Annotated in this window: 13 protein-coding genes; all 13 read left to right on the top strand. The window is 64.1% G+C overall.

What is annotated here, in order from left to right:
• Positions 1–163: 163 nt before the first annotated feature.
• The 13 genes from motA to METUNV2_RS0113750 all read left to right on the top strand — a co-directional run bounded on the left by motA (position 164) and on the right by METUNV2_RS0113750 (position 16,865).
• Positions 164–1,021: a flagellar motor stator protein MotA gene (motA, locus tag METUNV2_RS0113810; RefSeq protein ID WP_018230058.1), complete on the top strand. Its 858-nt coding sequence runs from the start codon at positions 164–166 to the stop codon at positions 1,019–1,021.
• A gap of 50 nt (positions 1,022–1,071) precedes the next feature.
• The gene (gene motB, locus METUNV2_RS0113805; protein WP_018230057.1) at positions 1,072–2,019 is read left to right on the top strand and encodes a flagellar motor protein MotB; all 948 of its coding nucleotides are present in this window, start codon (positions 1,072–1,074) and stop codon (positions 2,017–2,019) included.
• 83 nt (positions 2,020–2,102) lie between these two features.
• Positions 2,103–3,272, top strand: coding sequence for a methyl-accepting chemotaxis protein (locus tag METUNV2_RS0113800; RefSeq protein ID WP_081618545.1), 1,170 nt, complete (start codon positions 2,103–2,105; stop codon positions 3,270–3,272).
• A gap of 12 nt (positions 3,273–3,284) precedes the next feature.
• Positions 3,285–3,650, top strand: a complete 366-nt coding sequence (locus METUNV2_RS0113795) for a response regulator (RefSeq protein WP_008062343.1) — start codon at positions 3,285–3,287, stop codon at positions 3,648–3,650.
• A 31-nt stretch (positions 3,651–3,681) separates the two neighbouring features.
• On the top strand, positions 3,682–5,973 hold the full coding sequence (locus tag METUNV2_RS0113790) for a chemotaxis protein CheW (RefSeq protein ID WP_018230055.1): 2,292 nt from the start codon (positions 3,682–3,684) through the stop codon (positions 5,971–5,973).
• A 186-nt stretch (positions 5,974–6,159) separates the two neighbouring features.
• Positions 6,160–6,669 carry a chemotaxis protein CheW gene (locus METUNV2_RS0113785; protein ID WP_018230054.1) on the top strand — a complete coding sequence of 170 codons (510 nt, stop codon included), beginning with the start codon at positions 6,160–6,162 and terminating at the stop codon, positions 6,667–6,669.
• Between the two features lie 16 nt (positions 6,670–6,685).
• Complete coding sequence (locus METUNV2_RS0113780; protein WP_018230053.1) at positions 6,686–9,082, top strand: methyl-accepting chemotaxis protein; 2,397 nt, start codon at positions 6,686–6,688, stop codon at positions 9,080–9,082.
• Between the two features lie 54 nt (positions 9,083–9,136).
• Positions 9,137–11,971: a methyl-accepting chemotaxis protein gene (locus METUNV2_RS0113775; RefSeq protein ID WP_018230052.1), complete on the top strand. Its 2,835-nt coding sequence runs from the start codon at positions 9,137–9,139 to the stop codon at positions 11,969–11,971.
• 124 nt (positions 11,972–12,095) lie between these two features.
• On the top strand, positions 12,096–12,935 hold the full coding sequence (locus METUNV2_RS0113770) for a CheR family methyltransferase (RefSeq protein ID WP_018230051.1): 840 nt from the start codon (positions 12,096–12,098) through the stop codon (positions 12,933–12,935).
• Positions 12,910–13,539, top strand: coding sequence for a chemoreceptor glutamine deamidase CheD (cheD, locus tag METUNV2_RS0113765; RefSeq protein ID WP_018230050.1), 630 nt, complete (start codon positions 12,910–12,912; stop codon positions 13,537–13,539). The genes METUNV2_RS0113770 and cheD overlap by 26 nt, the downstream gene beginning before the upstream one ends.
• 23 nt (positions 13,540–13,562) lie before the next feature.
• On the top strand, positions 13,563–14,666 hold the full coding sequence (locus METUNV2_RS0113760) for a protein-glutamate methylesterase/protein-glutamine glutaminase (protein WP_018230049.1): 1,104 nt from the start codon (positions 13,563–13,565) through the stop codon (positions 14,664–14,666).
• 34 nt (positions 14,667–14,700) lie between these two features.
• A complete protein-coding gene (locus METUNV2_RS0113755; RefSeq protein ID WP_018230048.1) occupies positions 14,701–15,006 on the top strand; it encodes an STAS domain-containing protein in 306 nt (101 codons plus the stop codon).
• A gap of 152 nt (positions 15,007–15,158) precedes the next feature.
• Positions 15,159–16,865 (top strand): methyl-accepting chemotaxis protein, encoded by a 1,707-nt coding sequence (locus tag METUNV2_RS0113750; protein WP_018230047.1) that lies wholly within the window; start codon positions 15,159–15,161, stop codon positions 16,863–16,865.
• Positions 16,866–17,073: the final 208 nt, after the last annotated feature.

The following is a 17,073-nucleotide window of genomic DNA, read 5'->3' as shown; positions in this document are numbered from 1 at the left end:
TGCAGGATGGTCAAGTTTTGTTGCGTGGTGCCGTTACACCAACAGGCAGGCGGTGCCGGCAGGCAGATGTCCCCGGAATGAAACCGGGCCGCAGCACCTGATGTCCGGGCGGACCATGCTGTCCGCCGGCCAGAGGAACATCCGTCTTACACAGGAAAAGTCCATGTTTCTGATCATCGGCTACGTGATCATTCTCGCTGCTTCGGTGGGCACCTATGCCATCCACGGCAGTCTGGCGGCGCTCTGGGTGCCGACCGAATACGTCGCGATCTTCGGTCTGATGCTGGGCGGTTTCGTCGCCGGCAACGGCATGCCGGCGATCAAGGCCACGGTGGCTGCGCTGCCTTCGGTGTTCAAGGGGTCCGGCTACAACAAGGCCTTCTACATGGATGTGCTGGCCATGCTGTACGAAATTCTGGCCAAGGTGCGCAAGGAAGGCCTGATGTCGATTGAAGCCGACGTCGAGAACCCGGAAGCCAGCCCGATCTTTTCCAAGTACCCGAATTTCCTCGCTGATCATCATGCGGTCGATTTCCTGACTGATTACCTGCGCATGATGGTGGGCGGCAACCTGAACGCCTTCGAGATCGCCGACCTGATGGACGCCGAGATCGAAACCCACCATTCGGAACAGCATGTGGCGGTGCACTGCGTGTCCAAGATGGCCGACGGCGTGCCGGCCTTCGGTATCGTGGTGGCGGTGATGGGCGTGGTGAACGTGATGGGCTCGGTCGGTCAGCCGCCGGCGGTGCTCGGCAAGATGATCGGCGGTGCGCTGGTCGGTACTTTCCTCGGTATTCTTCTGTCCTATGGTTTCGTGGCGCCGATCGCCTCCCAGCTCGAACAGAAGATGGAAGAGGGCGGCAAGATCTACGAATGCATGAAGGTCGTGCTGCTGGCCAGCATGAACGGCTATGCCCCTCAGGTGGCGATCGAGTTCGGCCGCAAGGTGCTGTACTCGCCGGACCGCCCCAGCTTCAAGGAGCTGGAAGAGGAAGTGAAGAACCGCAAGGGCAAGTGATCGCGCTCATCGCGCAGACACTGACACAGGCATCCGGCAACTGAAGAATCATGTCCGACGATACCCAGCAGCCAATCATCGTCAAGAAGATCAAGAAGGGCGGCGGCGGCGCGCACGGCGGTGCGTGGAAGATCGCCTACGCCGACTTCGTGACCGCGATGATGGCCTTCTTCCTGCTGATGTGGCTGCTCGGCTCGACCGCCCAGGGCGATCTGCAGGGTATCGCGGAGTTCTTCGAGAACCCGCTCAAGGTGGCCCAGCAGGGCGGCTCGGGTTCGGGCGACAGCTCCAGCGTGATCCAGGGTGGTGGCCGCGATCTGACCCGTCAGACCGGCCAGGTCAAGTACGGTTCGGTCGAGACGAAGCAGCGTTCGATCAATCTGAGCGCCAGCAGCGAGGACCAGAAGGCCGAGGAGGCCAAGCGCGAGCAGCAGCGGCAGGAGCGGGCCAAGCTGGTCGAACTGAAGAGCCAGATCGAAGCGCGCATCGAAGCCAATCCGGATCTGCGACCTTTCCGCAATCAGCTCATGCTGGACGTGACCGCCGAGGGCCTGCGCATCCAGATCGTCGATGAACAGAACCGTCCGATGTTCACCTCGGCCAGCGACCGGTTGCAGCCCTATACGCAGAAGATTCTGCGCGAGATCGGGGTCATCCTGAACCAGGTGGACAACCGCGTCTTCCTGTCCGGCCATACCGACGCGACACCGTTCGCTGGCGGGCTGGGCGGTTTCTCGAACTGGGAGCTGTCCGCCAACCGCGCCAATGCCTCGCGTCGCGAACTGATCTACGGCGGCATGGATCCGGACAAGGTGCTGCGCGTGGTGGGCATGGCGTCCATCGTGCCTTTTGACAAGGACGATCCGTACAACCCGATCAACCGCCGGATCAGCATCGTCGTGCTGAACCGGGAAACCGAACAGGCCATGCTGTCCGATGGCCGGTCGGTCAATGCAGAGGATGTTGCGGCTGCCGTCGGCGCCAGCGCCAGGCAATGACCTCTGATCCGGTCAAGTCCGGCCGTCTGATGCCGTAAAAGAGAACAGTCTGCCCGGACCCTTTCCCTCGGATGCCTGTTGCCATGAAAGATAGAACGCTCGCCCTGATCGTCGCCTGGACCGGGTCCGTCCTGAGCGTCGGGGTTATTGCCGGGTTGGCGCCCGGTGCGCTGTGGCCCTTGCTGGCAGCCGGTCTTGTCTGCGCCCTTGTATGGAGCGCGGCGCTGCTGCTGTGCGTACGGACGGGCAAGCGCAACGCTGGCGAGGTCGATGTCCAGGCACCTGAACCGGATGGCTCGCATCAGCTGGTTGCCGGTTCCTCTGACTCGGTGCATGCACAGTGCGACCACATGAACGAGGAACTGAGGCGGGTTCAGCAGCTTCTGCGCGAGGCGATCGAGGGGCTGACCCTGAGTTTTCACAAGATGCACGGCGAAACCACCAGTCAGCGCGAAACCGCTCTGGCGCTCACCGGTGGCGACGGCAGCGAGCAGTTCGATTTCGAGACCTTCGTCGAGGAAACGTCGGGCACCATGCAGCGCGTGGTCGATAGCGTGGTCCACAACAGCAAGCTGGGCATGGAACTGGTCGAACTGACCGAAGGTATTGCCCGCGAGACCGAACGGGTGCGCGCGCTGCTGAGCGAGATCGGCGGAATTTCCAAACAGACCAATCTGCTTGCGCTGAATGCCGCGATCGAGGCGGCCCGCGCTGGCGAAGCCGGCCGCGGCTTTGCCGTGGTGGCCGACGAGGTGCGCGACCTGTCCTCGCGCACCAATGAATTCAGCCAGCAGATCGTCACCCTGGTCGATCGCGTGCAGGTCAATGTGCGCCATACCGAAGAGGCGCTGGCGAAAATGGCCGGCCAGGACATGACTTTCGCACTTGAATCGAAGACGCGGGTCGAGACCGTCGTGCGCGGACTGGAGATGCTGCACCAGCGGCGCCAGCAGTCCATCGTCGAACTGGGCGCCTCGGTCGAGCGGGTGGATGTGGCGGTGGCCAATGCAGTCACCTCGCTGCAGTTCCAGGACATGACCTCGCAGCTGCTCGGTCATGTACAGAAGCGCATCGATTCGATCGACGGCGTCATGATCACCGTGCGTGCGCTGAGCCAGGCGGCCGCACAGGGGCAGGCGTCGCCTGAACTGACCCGGCGTGTCGGCGACGCGCTGGCGCAACTGACTGTCGTAGATAGCACCAACCCGGTGGCCCAGCAGGCTTACCAGGAAGGTGAAATAGAACTGTTCTGAAGGAGCTGGACCATGGCAAAGACCGTGCTTGCGATCGACGATTCCGCGTCGATCCGTCAGATGGTGGCATTCACGCTGAAAAGCTCGGGCTACGAGGTGATCGAGGCGGTGGACGGCCAGGATGGGCTGGACAAGGCCAAATCCAAGTCGGTCAATCTGGTGCTGACCGACCAGAACATGCCGCGCATGGACGGCCTCACGCTGATCCGCAATCTGCGCGCGATGGCGCAGTACAAGACCACGCCCATCCTGATGCTCACCACCGAGTCGTCCGACGCGATGAAGGCACAGGGCCGCGCTGCCGGCGCGACCGGCTGGCTGGTCAAACCCTTCGACCCGCAGAAGCTGGTCGAGGTGGTGAAGAAGGTCATCGGCTGAGCACCCCACACCTGCCGCCGGGAGACCGTCCATGACCGTGGACATGAGCCAGTTCTATCAGGTGTTCTTCGAGGAAGCCGCGGAACATCTGGCCAATATGGAGCAGATGCTGCTCGACATCGATCTGGACAGCATCGATGACGAGGAGATGAATGCCATCTTCCGCGCCGCCCACTCGATCAAGGGCAGTGCCGGCACCTTCGGCTTTCAGGATCTTGCCCAGGTCACCCACGAACTGGAAACCCTGCTCGACCTCGTGCGCAAGCACGAGGTGGTGATGACCACCGCCATGGTCGATGCCTCGCTGGAAGCGGGTGACCTGCTGCGCGATCTGGTGGCCGCACATCGTGGTGAGGGCACCGCCGACATGGCGCGCGTGGCCGAGGTGTGTGCCGCGCTGCAGCGCCTGTACGGCAACGATGCCGTTGCGGCGGATGCCCAGGCGCAGCCGCTGCCTGAGCGCGCATTGCCGGAGTCCTTCCGTTTCAGTTTTGCACTGCCGCCGGCCTGTGCCGACGCGGCAGGCGTGATCGAGAACATGAGCGCCGAGCTGGAGACGCTGGGCGCCACGGTGGTCGATGTATCGATGGACGCGGCCGGCCGCTTGCAGTGCGTGCTCGGTGGTGCAGTCGACACGGCGGCTGTGCGTGACATCGTGGAGTTCATCGCCTATCCGGGCAGCTATGCCGAGGGCGATGAGGCCGTACCGGCCGCTGCGGATGACGCTGCTTGGGGTCTGTTCGCTGAGGATGCTGCGCCGGCGACGGCCGGTGAGCCGGCGGACGGAGCTTGGGGGCTTTTCGCAGCCGATGCCGCTGCAGAATCGGTGGCCGATGGCAGTTACGGTTTCTTCACCGATCCGGTCGCGCCGGTGCCGCCCGCACAGGCGACGGAAGACGACAGTTTCGGCTTCTTCGACCATGCGCCGGGTGTGCCCGATCTCGCGCCGGCGCTTCAGGCCAGTGCGACGACCGACGGCAGCTACGGTTTCTTCGAGCCGCTGCCGGTGTCGCACGCGGAGATCATGCCGGTGCAGGCGCCGGTCAATGTGGTGCCGGCGGAGCCGGCACCCGCTGCCGCTGCAAAGCCGGTCGAGGCGCCCAAGGCTGTTGCGGCGCGTGCCGCGAAGGCCGGCAGTGGCGGTGATACCTCGATCCGTGTCGGTGTGGACAAGGTGGACCAGATCATCAATCTGGTCGGCGAACTGGTGATCACCCAGGCCATGCTTGCCTCGGCTGCATCGAAACTGAATCCGGTCGAGTTCGAGCGGCTGATGAATGGCGTGCAGCAGCTGGAGCGCAATACGCGCGACCTGCAGGAATCGGTCATGTCCATCCGCATGCTGCCGATGTCCACCGTGTTCTCGCGCTTCCCGCGCGTGGTGCGCGACCTGTCGCAGAAGCTGGGCAAGCAGGTCAGGCTGGTGACCACCGGTGAATCGACCGAACTGGACAAGGGGCTGATCGAGCGCATCGCCGATCCGCTGACCCATCTGGTCCGCAACAGTCTTGATCACGGCATTGAAACGCCTGATGTGCGTGAGGCACGCGGCAAGCCGCGCGAAGGCACGATTACGCTGAAGGCCTCGCATCAGAGCGGCAACATCGTGATCGAGGTGGGCGACGACGGCGCCGGACTGAATCGCGAGCGCATCCTGTCGAAGGCGCGCGAGCGCGGTCTGGCGGTCAGCGACGCGATGAGCGATTCCGACGTGTGGGCGCTCATTTTCGAAGCCGGCTTTTCCACCGCAGACCAGATCACCGAAGTGTCCGGCCGCGGCGTGGGCATGGACGTGGTGAAAAAGAACATCACCGCCATGGGCGGCCGGGTGGACATCGAATCGATGACCGGCGTCGGCACCCGCATGACGGTGCGCCTGCCGCTGACCCTGGCCATTCTGGACGGCATGTCGGTCGCGGTCGGGGCGGAAACCTATATCGTGCCGCTGAACTACGTGGTCGAGTCGCTGCAGCCGACCTCAGCGATGATCAAGAGCGTGGCTGGCCAGCCGCGGCTGGTGCAGGTGCGCAACGAGTATCTGAACATCCTGACGCTGAAAGATGCGCTGGGCCTGCGCGACGGTACCTGCGATCTTGAACGCGGCATCCTGGTGGTGCTGGAGTCCGATGGCGACAAGATTGCGCTGTTCGTTGACGAACTGGTCGGTCAGCACCAGGTCGTGATCAAGAGCCTGGAGGCCAACTACCGCAAGGTGGTGGGCATTTCCGGCGCCACCATCATGGGCGACGGTCACGTCGGCCTCATCCTCGATGTGCCGGCGCTGGTCGCGTCGGCCCGCGGCACTTTTGCCGCGGCGGCCTGAGCCCTCATTCCCCCCCTTTGTTGCCCTGTCATGTGCGGTATGCCCGGCTCGCTGTCGCGAGGCGGGTCTCCGGGCGGGAGCATGACCGGCCGCCGGAGGTAACGCGAAAAATGGGGGCTTCCCAGCCTCAAGGCGCGTGCCCCTTCTGCCGTTACTTCCGTGGTATCGGAAGCGAGGGAGCTCACAATGGTTCATGCGGCGCAGGTGGCGACTCACCGGCCCGACGGGGCGGCAGAGGGCGGCTATGCCCAGGAGTACCTCACCTTCACGCTGGGTGAGGAGGAGTACGCGATCGATATCCTCAAGGTGCAGGAAATCCGCGGCTATGACGCGGTGACCGGCATCGCTCATGCGCCGCCCTTCATCAAGGGCGTGATCAACCTGCGCGGCACCATCGTTCCCATCGTCGATCTGCGCATCAAGTTCGGTGTGGGCGTCGTCGAATACACGCCCTTCACCGTCACCATCATCCTCAATGTGGGCGGGCGCGTGGTCGGCATGGTGGTCGATTCGGTGTCCGACGTGCTGGCGCTCGGGTCGGCCCAGATCCTGCCTGCACCGGATTTTTCGTCCGCGCTCGATACCCGCTACATCCACGGCCTCGGTTCGATTGACGCACGCATGCTCATCGTCGTCGATATCGAGAAACTCATGCTGTCGCCCGACATGGCGTTGGTCGACGACCCGGTGCACTGACTGAAAGTCCCCGAGAATGACTTCAATCACTTCGTCGAATATCGCGTCCCCGCGCGGTCTGACCGTGCAGCAGCGGCTGCTGGTCATCGTGGCAGCCTCGATGGTCGGTATCGTCCTGCTGGCCACCATCCTGCTGTTCGGCATGCGTTCCAACATGCTGGAAGACCGCAAGAGCGCCGCCCGCTTTGCAGTGGAGTCCGCCTGGGGCGTGGTGGATGCCTTTCACAAGCGCGCCCGGTCAGGAGAGTTGAGCGAGGATGAGGCGCGCAGGCAGGCGATGGAAACCCTGCGCACGCTGCGCTACAACGGCCAGGACTATTTCTGGATCAACGATTTCGGCCCGCGCATGGTCATGCATCCGACCAAGCCCGAACTGGAAGGGAAAGATCTCAGCGGTACCCGGGACCCGGACGGCAAGGCGCTGTTCGTCGAGTTCGTGCGGGTGGCCAAGAGCGAAGGTGCGGGCTTTGTCGACTACAAGTGGCCGCGCCCGGGTGCCGATGCACCGGTGCCCAAGGTGTCCTATGTCAGGCAGTTCGAGCCCTGGGGCTGGGTGGTCGGTTCGGGCATCTATGTGGATGACGTGAATGCACTCATCCTGAAGGAAGTCGGCTTCGTGGCGATGATCGCGCTGGCGATCACCGCCGTAATCGGCTTCATCGGCCTCAATCTGGGGCGCAGCATCGCCAGCCGCCTGCGCCTGGCCGGTCAGCATGCGGAAGCCATTTCGACCGGCATGTTCGATCGTGCCATCGACGCTGGCGTGCAGGACGAGGTCGGGCAGCTCATGCGACTGCTCGACAAGATGCGGGGCGATCTGAAGACACGTGCGGAACGCGATCGCGTGGTGGCCGAGGAAAATCTGCGCGCCCGCAGCGCGCTCGACTGCGTCACCACCAATGTGCGTATTGCCGACAACAGCGGCAATGTGCTGTACGCGAACCGCGCCATGATGCGCACGCTGGGACGGGTGGAAGGCGAAATACGGACGGGCGCTCCGAACTTCTCGCTTGACCGTTTCATCGGCAGCAATGTGAATGCGCTCTGCACCAATCCGCAGTTCGTGCGCCGCAGCTGGTCGGACGGCCCGATACAGCGCAGCGAACTGGCCATCGGCGACCATGCGTTCGAACTGTCGCTGACCCCCATCGTGAATGACGCCGGCGAGCGTGTCGGCACAGTGGGCGAATGGAAAGACCGTACCGACGAGGTGGCCATCGAGCAGGAGGTAACCGGCCTGGTCACCGCGGCCGGTGCCGGTGATTTCACGCGTCGACTGTCGGTCGAGAACAAGCAGGGTTTCTTCCGCCAGCTGGCGGAAGGGCTGAATGACCTGGTGGAACAGGTGTCGGGCAGCCTCGGCGATCTGGCGTCGGTGCTCAACGCGATGGCCAGCGGCGACCTGAACCGCAAGATCGACGGCGAGTACCAGGGCACCTTCGCCCAGCTCAAGGACGACACCAACTCCACGGTGGACCGCCTGCGCGAAGTGGTGGGCCGGATCAAGGAATCGACCGAAGCCATCAACGTGGCGGCCCGCGAAATCTCGGCCGGCAACAGCGACCTCAGTTCGCGTACCGAAGAGCAGGCCAGTTCGCTGCAGGAAACCGCCAGTTCGATGGAAGAGCTGAATGCGACGGTGAAGCAGAACGCGGACAGCGCACAGAAGGCGAACCAGCTGGGTCACCAGAGCAACGAGGCGGTGATGCGCGGAGCGGAGACGGTGAAGCGGGTGGTGCTGACGATGTCGGACATCCAGGACTCGAGCAAGAAGATCGCGGACATCATCGGGGTGATCGATTCGATCGCGTTCCAGACGAACATCCTTGCGCTGAACGCGGCGGTGGAAGCGGCGCGTGCGGGTGAGCAGGGCCGGGGCTTCGCGGTGGTTGCGAGCGAAGTGAGGAACCTTGCACAGCGCAGCGCGCAGGCGGCGAAGGAGATCAAGGGTCTGATCGCGGCGTCGGTGGAGCGGGTGGATGACGGCGCGAAGCTGGTCGCGGAAGCGGGCGACACGATGGAGCGGGTGGTGGACAGCTTCCGTCAGGTGACCGGTCTGGTGACCGACATTGCCTCGGCGAGCCAGGAGCAGGCATCGGGCATTGCGCAGGTGACGCAGGCGGTGAGCCAGATGGACGGGGTTACGCAGCAGAACGCGGCGCTGGTGGAACAGGCGGCGGCGGCGGCGGAAAGTCTGGAAGAGCAGGCGAGGTCGCTGATGAGGGCGGTGGGCCAGTTCAAGCTGGACGGGTCGGGCGGCATGTCGTCGGGCTATGAGCGTGCGGTGGTGCGCGAGGCGGCGAACAGCGAGCCGGTGCTGCCGCGTTCGCGGGGCGGCGCGCTGGGCAAGGTCAAGCGTGTCGTGCCGGGCGCAGCAGCGGCCTTGGCCGAAGAAGAGTGGGAAGAGTTCTGAAGTGGAACGTGACCGGGGTGGCATCGCCGTTCCGGACGCAGGAGAGGAAACATCATGCGCATCAATTCGCCGGTGACCGGGCGGGAAGTTGAACTCACCGATCGACACAACATCGTGTCGCGTACCGATCTGAAAGGTCAGATCGCCTACGTGAACCGGGACTTCATCGAAATCAGCGGGTTCGAGGAATCCGAGCTGATCGGTCAGCCGCACAATATGGTGCGGCATCCGGACATGCCGCGCGAAGCGTTCGAGGACATGTGGCGCTGCCTGAAGTCGGAGCGCCCGTGGACCGGTCTGGTCAAGAACCGGTGCAAGAACGGCGACCACTACTGGGTCGTGGCCAATGCCACGCCGGTGCTGGAAAACGGTGTGGTCACCGGCTACATGTCGGTGCGCACCCGCCCGTCGCGCGAACAGGTGGCGGCGGCGGAAAGCGCCTACCGCGCCTTCCGCGAAGGCAGCGCCAAGGGACTGGCCATCCGCGACGGCGTGGTGGTGAAGACCGGCTTCTCGCTGGCCCGCTTCATTGCCAGCCTGAGCATCCGCGCACGCATGTTCGGCATCGTCGGCATCGTCGGTCTGGCCATGATCGGGATCGCGGCTACCGGCATGCAGGCGCTGCAGAACAGCGAGTCCGTGCTCAAGGTCACCTACAGCGACCGCGTGGTGCCGAGCCAGCAGCTCAAGGTGGTGTCGGACATGTATGCGGTCAACATCGTCGACACCGCGCACAAGGTACGCAACGGCAATATCGATTTCGCGCAGGGCGAAAAGAACATCGCGCAGGCACGTGAATCCATCGTCAAGAACTGGGACCGTTACCGGTCGAGCCAGATGACCGATGAAGAACGGACTCTGGTCGAGCAGGCCCTGCCGCTGATGAAGACGGCCGATGCGGCGATAGATCGCCTTGCCGGGATCATGCGGGCCAAGGACATGGCGGCACTGACCGCATACACGGTGCAGGATCTGTATCCGGTCATCGACCCGATCTCGGGCAAGGTAGGCGAGCTCGTGGATCTCCAGATCCGGGTTGCCGGCGGCGAGATCGAGCATGTACGAGAACTGTCCGGCCGCGCGTTCGCGACCATGGCGGCGCTGCTTGTCGTCGGGCTGCTGCTGGCGGCGGTCGGTGCCTGGCTGCTGCTGCGTTCCATCCTTAAGCCGATCGGCGACGTGAAGGCCATCGTCCGTCGCATGGCGGAAGGCCGGCTTGACGTCGAGGTCGACACCACCCGTCGCGACGAGATGGTGGCCATTCTCGATGCCACCAAGACGATGAAGATCAAGCTTGGTGCCGACATGGCCGAGGAGCGTAGGGTGGCGGACGAAAATCTGCGCATCCGCGAGGCGCTTGATTCGGTCACCACCAATGTGCGCATCGCCGACAACAGCGGCAAGGTGCTCTATGCCAACAAGACGCTGCTCGAAACCCTGCGCCGCACCGAGTCGGAAATCCGGCGCAAGGTCGCGCAGTTCTCGGCCGACGCCTTCGTCGGCAGCGACATCACCGTGTTCTACGACGATCCTGAAGCGGCGCGTGGCCGTCTTGCGGCGCTGAACAGCACGGTCAAGAGCGAAATCGTGATCGGTGGCCGGCTGTATCAGCTCACCACCAGCCCCATCGTGAATGCTACCGGCCAGCGTCTGGGTTCGGTCGGTGAGTGGCTGGACCGTACCGACGAAGTGGCCATCGAGAAGGAAGTGACCGATCTGGTGCGCGCAGCCGGCAATGGCGATTTCACGCGTCGGTTGTCGGTCGAGAACAAGCAGGGTTTCTTCCGTCAGCTGGCGGAAGGGCTGAATGGCCTGGTCGAGCAGGTCGCGGCCAGCCTCGGCGATCTGGCGTCGGTGCTCAACGCGATGGCCAGCGGCGACCTGAACCGCAAGATAGACGGCGAGTACCAGGGCACTTTCGCCCAGCTCAAGGACGACACCAATTCCACGGTGGACCGCCTGCGTGAAGTGGTGGGCCGGATCAAGGAATCGACCGAAGCCATCAATACCGCGGCACGTGAGATTGCCGCGGGCAATGCAGATCTGAGCGCACGTACCGAGGAACAGGCCAGTTCGCTGGAAGAGACCGCCAGTTCGATGGAAGAGCTGAACGCGACGGTGAAGCAGAACGCGGACAGCGCACAGAAGGCGAACCAGCTGGGTCACCAGAGCAACGAGGCGGTGATGCGCGGAGCGGAGACGGTGAAGCGGGTGGTGCTGACGATGTCGGACATCCAGGACTCGAGCAAGAAGATCGCGGACATCATCGGGGTGATCGATTCGATCGCGTTCCAGACGAACATCCTTGCGCTGAACGCGGCGGTGGAAGCGGCGCGTGCGGGTGAGCAGGGCCGGGGCTTCGCGGTGGTTGCGAGCGAAGTGAGGAACCTTGCACAGCGCAGCGCGCAGGCGGCGAAGGAGATCAAGGGTCTGATCGCGGCGTCGGTGGAGCGGGTGGATGACGGCGCGAAGCTGGTCGCGGAAGCGGGCGACACGATGGAGCGGGTGGTGGACAGCTTCCGTCAGGTGACCGGTCTGGTGACCGACATTGCCTCGGCGAGCCAGGAGCAGGCATCGGGCATTGCGCAGGTGACGCAGGCGGTGAGCCAGATGGACGGGGTTACGCAGCAGAACGCGGCGCTGGTGGAACAGGCGGCGGCGGCGGCGGAAAGTCTGGAAGAGCAGGCGAGGTCGCTGATGAGGGCGGTGGGCCAGTTCAAGCTGGACGGGTCGGGCGGCATGTCGTCGGGCTATGAGCGTGCGGTGGTGCGCGAGGCAGCGAACAGCGAGCCGGTGCTGCCGCGTTCGCGGGGCGGCGCGCTGGGCAAGGTCAAGCGTGTCGCGCCGGTATCGCTGGCTGCGGCCGAGGACGAGTGGGAAGAGTTCTGAACGGCATATCCGGTTCCGCGGAACCGGCAGTACGCATCAACCAGGGTCAGGCATCGTGAGTACAGGCAGCAGGGCAGGCATTGCGACACATAACGCGGCAGAGGTCACCCGTCAGCTTTCCGAGGTGAAGACGCTGGCCGGCAGCACGCGCGAATTCGCCTTCACGCGGGAAGACTTCGACCGCATCGCGAAGATGATCCACCAGTACGCAGGCATCTCGCTGTCGCCGATCAAGTTCGACATGGTCTACAGCCGGCTGGCACGCAGACTGCGCGCCACCGGGGATGCGACCTTTGCCGACTACATCCGCCGGCTGGAGCGCAATGACCGTACCGAGTGGGAAACCTTCGTCAATTCGCTGACCACCAATCTGACCTCCTTCTTCCGGGAAGCGCACCACTTCGACATCCTGAAACAGCATCTGACCAAGCTGGGCAAGCCGAATGCCCGCATCTGGTGCAGTGCGGCCTCGACCGGCGAAGAGCCTTACTCGATCGCCATCACCTGCTGCGAGCTGTACGGCTCGATGAATCCGCCGGTGGAAATCATCGCCTCCGACATCGACACCCAGGTACTGGCCCAGGGGCAGGCCGGTGTCTATGGTGAGGAACGCATCGAGAAACTGTCACCCGAACTGGTGCGCAAGTACTTCCTGCGCGGCACCGGCAGCCGCTCCGGCGATGTACGTGTGCGCCCCGAGCTGCAGAAGCTCATCCGTTTCACGCGGGTGAACCTGCTCGAGTCGAACTGGCCGGTGCGCGGCCCGCTTGAAGCCATCTTCTGCCGCAACGTGATGATCTATTTCGACAAGCCGACGCAGTACGGCATTCTCAAGCGCTATGTGCCCCTGCTGCGCCCGGACGGCCTGCTGTTTGCCGGGCATTCCGAGAGCTTCTCGCACGCGGTGGACCTGTTCCGCAATATGGGAAGAACCGTCTATGCGCGTGCTGACGGCGCTCGCTGACAACGGTCCCGGCCTGATCGAGCATCAGGCCGCGCAGCGCTACTTCGACCGCAATTTCTCACGTGAGGCGGTCAAGATACTGCCGGGCGAGTTTTTCGTGACCACCCGCGACATGCTGCTGGTCACCGTACTCGGTTCCTGCGTGGCTGCCTGCATACGCGATCCGGAGCGCGGTATCGGTGGCATGAATCACTTCATGCTGCCGGATGCCGGCACCGGCGTCATGAGCCGCTCGGCGCGCTACGGCGCCTATGCGATGGAGCTGCTGGTGAACGAACTGATCAAGTCCGGGGCCCGACGTTCTGCTTTGCAGGCAAAGGTGTTCGGTGGCGGCCGTGTCATGGCTACGCTGGCGAATGCCAATGTCGGTGAGCGCAATGCGGATTTCGTGCTCGATTATCTCGCTCAGGAAGGCATTCCTGTTCTTGCTCAGGATCTGCTGGACAGCCATGCAAGAAAGATTTACTTCTTTCCGAATTCGGGGCGCGTGCTGCTCAAGCGGCTGGCGCGCATGAACAACGATACGCTGGTCAGGCGCGAGCGCGAGTATCAGGAACGCCTTGCTCGCGACGATGCTTCCGGCGACATCGAATTGTTCTCCTGACCGGTTGCAAGGAGAAAGAAGGCATGAAGATCAGGGTTCTCGTGGTCGACGATTCCGCGGTGATGCGCGCGGTACTGACCGAGATCATCAACCAGGCACCCGACATGGAAGTGGTCGGCTCCGCACCGGACGCTGCGATGGCGCGACAGAAGGTGAAAGAGCTGTCGCCCGACGTGCTGACGCTGGATGTCGAGATGCCCAACATGAACGGGCTGGAGTTTCTGGATAAGGTGATGCGGCTGCGTCCGATGCCGGTCATCATGATTTCCAGCCAGACCGCCCAGGGTTCGGAAACCACGCTGCAGGCACTGGAGCTTGGTGCGGTCGATTACGTTGCCAAGCCGCGCGGCTCTCTGGCCGGCCTGCCTGCCAGCTATGCGCAGGAAATACACGAAAAGATCCGCACTGCCCATGGCGCGCGCCTGAAGGTGCTGCGCGCCGGCGCGACGGTGACGACGCCGGCGCCGGTTGCCGCGGCACGGGCGACCGCGCCCCCGCGTCCGGCCACGCCGGCGGTGGCGACATCGAGCTGGGGCGATCGCATCATCTGCATCGGTGCATCCACCGGAGGTACCGAGGCGATCAAGGAAGTGCTGTGCCGGCTGCCGGAAAACGTGCCGGGCATCGTGATGGTCCAGCACATGCCGGAAATGTTCACCGCGAGCTTTGCGCGCCGGCTGGACACGCTGGCACGGGTCAAGGTGAAGGAGGCGGAGCAGGGCGAGCGCATCCTGCCTGGCCACGCCTATCTGGCACCCGGCCATTCGCATTTGGAAATCCGCCGTTCCGGCAATGGCTATGTCTGCGAACTGTTGCAGACGCCGCCGTACAACCGCCATCGCCCGGCGGTCGATGTGCTGTTCAATTCAGCGTCCCAGCATGCGCGTGGCAGCGCGGTGGCGGCGCTGCTCACCGGGATGGGCAAGGACGGCGCCCAGGGCATGCTGGCCATGCGCCGGGCCGGCGCATGGACCATAGGCCAGGATCAGGACAGTTGCGTGGTCTATGGCATGCCGCGTGAAGCCGCCCAGATCGGGGCGTGCTGTGAAGTGGCGCCGCTGACCCAGGTTGCCGAACGCATTGTTGCCGCGTTGCAGAACGGCAAGCGTCTTGCCACCCAGGCCTGAGCGCCCGACGTTTCAATATCGATACAGGTTCATCATGGAAATACGTACTTCATCTCTCGACAATGACCAGACGCGCATCGCGCTGGGCGGCCGTTTCGATTTTTCGTCCCACCGCGAATTCCGGGACGTGACCGAACAGCTGCTTGCCCGCGGTACTGCGACGATGGAAATCGATCTGGGCGCGGTCACCTATCTCGACAGTTCCGCACTCGGCATGCTGCTGATGCTGCGCGACAAGGCGCGTGCCGCCCACTGCGAAGTGGTGCTGACGCACTGCAGTGCGCCGGTCCGTCAGGTGCTCGACGTCGCCAATTTCCAGAAGTTGTTCACGATCACCTGAGCGATCGACGGGCGGCGACTCAAGTTCGTACGCACGTCGTCGTAAAGCCTGTACCACGGATCGGCACACGATGCCCAGGGTCTGGGGACAGGACGTCGGGTTCGTTTGCCTGGCGCCTGTCCGAAGGCCCTTACCGGACAGGAGAGAGATCGATGACGACGAGCACGCGCGCACAGACGCGCAGCCTTGGCCCCTGGTTGGGCCTTTCTGCAGGACTGCTGACCACCCACCTCGGCCTGTACGCGCTCACCGCGCCGGCCTTCACACCCGGCGGAGCGCTCATTGCTGCCGCACTGGCGCTGATTGCCAGTGCGCTGGCACGCGGCCTGACGCTGCTGCTGCTGGAGCGGCCGCTGGATCGCATTGTCGCCGGCGTCGAACAGGCCCGCATGTCGGGCGACCTCACCTTCCGTCTCGAAGTGGCCGGCTATGGCGCTTTGCCGCGCCTGGCCGACGGTTATAACCGCCTGGTGCAGGAATTCAGCGCGGCCATGGCCAAGATGCTGTTTACCTCGCAACGTCTGCAGCAGACCTGCAGCGATCTCGGTAAGGGTGCCGAGCGCGTTGCCGGATCGGCCGAGCAGCAATGTGCGGCTTCGCGTGCCGCCAGCGGCGACGTCGGCAACATGAAGGACAGCATGGCCGAAGCCACGCGCGCCGCGTCCGGTACGGTGGATGACGCCACCCGCTCGCGCGAGTTGTCGCAACAGGGCGCCCAGGTGGTGACCCGGGTGGCCGAAGAGATGGGACGGGTGGCCGGCAGCGTGTCCGAGAGCGCCCGCAAGATCGAACTGCTGGGGCAGCGCTCGGAGGAGATCGGCTCCGTCGTGCAGGTGATCCGGGAGATTGCGGACCAGACCAATCTGCTGGCGCTCAACGCGGCCATCGAGGCGGCACGGGCTGGCGAACAGGGTCGCGGCTTCGCGGTGGTGGCTGACGAGGTGCGCAAGCTGGCCGAGCGCACAGCGGCCTCCACCGGGCAGATCCACTCGATGATTTCCACCGTACAGCGCGAAACCGGCGAAGCGGCTTCGGCGATACGCACCAGTGCAGTCGAGGCGCGTCGAGGTGCTGACCTGACCGGCGAGGCGGTGGCGACGCTGGAAAACATCCGTGCCTGCGCCGATGCAACCCTGGAGCGCGTGGGCGGCACGGTGGACGCGATGCGCCACAACCATGCGCTGGGCGAACAGGTCGAACAGCACGTGCAGCGCATTTTCGCGATGGCTGAATCCAATCTGGACGTATCGGGTGAAACCGCGACCGGCGCCGCACGGCTGGATGTGCTGTCCAGCAATCTGGCCGAGCTCGCCCAGGTGTTCCGTCTGGGCGGCTACGGCGAGCAGGCGGTCGCCATGCATGCCCGCATGCCCGACATCGTCGCCAGCGCCGCCGCCCAGATCGGCGCCTGCCTCGAAGCCGCGGTCAAGCGCGGTGAAATCACGCTGGATGCGCTGTTCGACGAGAACTACCAGCCCATTCCCGGCACCAAGCCGACCAAGTTCCACACCAAGTTCGACGGGCTGACCGACCGGCTGTTCCCGGCGGTGCAGGAAGGCATCCTCGATCGTAATCCGGGTCTCATCTACGCCGGCGCGGTCGACCGCAAGGGCTATTTCCCGACCCATAACAAGCGTTTCTGCCAGCCGCTGACCGGCGACGAGAAGAAGGACATCGCCGGCAACCGCACCAAGCGCATTTTCGACGATCCGGTCGGCCGGCGCTGCGGCGCCCACAGCCAGCCTTTCCTGATCCAGACCTATCGCCGCGATACCGGCGAGGTGGTGCACGACATTTCGGCGCCGATCTTCGTGTCGGGCAGGCAGTGGGGCGGCTTCCGCATCGGTTACGCCGCCTGAGGCCTGACCCGACAGCGCGCGGCGGATTGATGCAGATCAATCCGCCGCGCGCCAAGCACTTTCCGCATTCAATTTCCTCGACGACCGGCCGTAATTTCTATCGGATGTTCATGGTGTGGCCGGTGCATTGCCAGGTCGCCCGAACGTTTGTGCGGACGCGGTGATCTGCTGCGCGTTCCGGATATTCAATCCGATGCACCCGGCAAGT

The organism is Methyloversatilis universalis EHg5 (assembly GCF_000378945.1).
GTDB classification, from domain to species: Bacteria; Pseudomonadota; Gammaproteobacteria; order Burkholderiales; family Rhodocyclaceae; genus Methyloversatilis; species Methyloversatilis universalis_A.
The sequence above is the reverse complement of the archived record's forward strand: the minus strand, read 5'-3'. Positions and strand labels throughout refer to the sequence as shown.

What these genes read in the sequence shown, in the direction of transcription:
- METUNV2_RS0113790 (WP_018230055.1), top strand. Translation starts at nt 3,682, where the DNA reads ATGACCGTGGACATGAGCCAGTTCTATCAGGTGTTCTTCGAGGAAGCC.
- METUNV2_RS0113760 (WP_018230049.1), top strand. Translation starts at nt 13,563, where the DNA reads ATGAAGATCAGGGTTCTCGTGGTCGACGATTCCGCGGTGATGCGCGCG.
- METUNV2_RS0113795 (WP_008062343.1), top strand. Translation starts at nt 3,285, where the DNA reads ATGGCAAAGACCGTGCTTGCGATCGACGATTCCGCGTCGATCCGTCAG.
- cheD (WP_018230050.1), top strand. Translation starts at nt 12,910, where the DNA reads ATGCGCGTGCTGACGGCGCTCGCTGACAACGGTCCCGGCCTGATCGAG.
- METUNV2_RS0113780 (WP_018230053.1), top strand. Translation starts at nt 6,686, where the DNA reads ATGACTTCAATCACTTCGTCGAATATCGCGTCCCCGCGCGGTCTGACC.
- METUNV2_RS0113750 (WP_018230047.1), top strand. Translation starts at nt 15,159, where the DNA reads ATGACGACGAGCACGCGCGCACAGACGCGCAGCCTTGGCCCCTGGTTG.
- METUNV2_RS0113800 (WP_081618545.1), top strand. Translation starts at nt 2,103, where the DNA reads ATGAAAGATAGAACGCTCGCCCTGATCGTCGCCTGGACCGGGTCCGTC.
- METUNV2_RS0113755 (WP_018230048.1), top strand. Translation starts at nt 14,701, where the DNA reads ATGGAAATACGTACTTCATCTCTCGACAATGACCAGACGCGCATCGCG.
- motA (WP_018230058.1), top strand. Translation starts at nt 164, where the DNA reads ATGTTTCTGATCATCGGCTACGTGATCATTCTCGCTGCTTCGGTGGGC.
- METUNV2_RS0113775 (WP_018230052.1), top strand. Translation starts at nt 9,137, where the DNA reads ATGCGCATCAATTCGCCGGTGACCGGGCGGGAAGTTGAACTCACCGAT.
- motB (WP_018230057.1), top strand. Translation starts at nt 1,072, where the DNA reads ATGTCCGACGATACCCAGCAGCCAATCATCGTCAAGAAGATCAAGAAG.
- METUNV2_RS0113785 (WP_018230054.1), top strand. Translation starts at nt 6,160, where the DNA reads ATGGTTCATGCGGCGCAGGTGGCGACTCACCGGCCCGACGGGGCGGCA.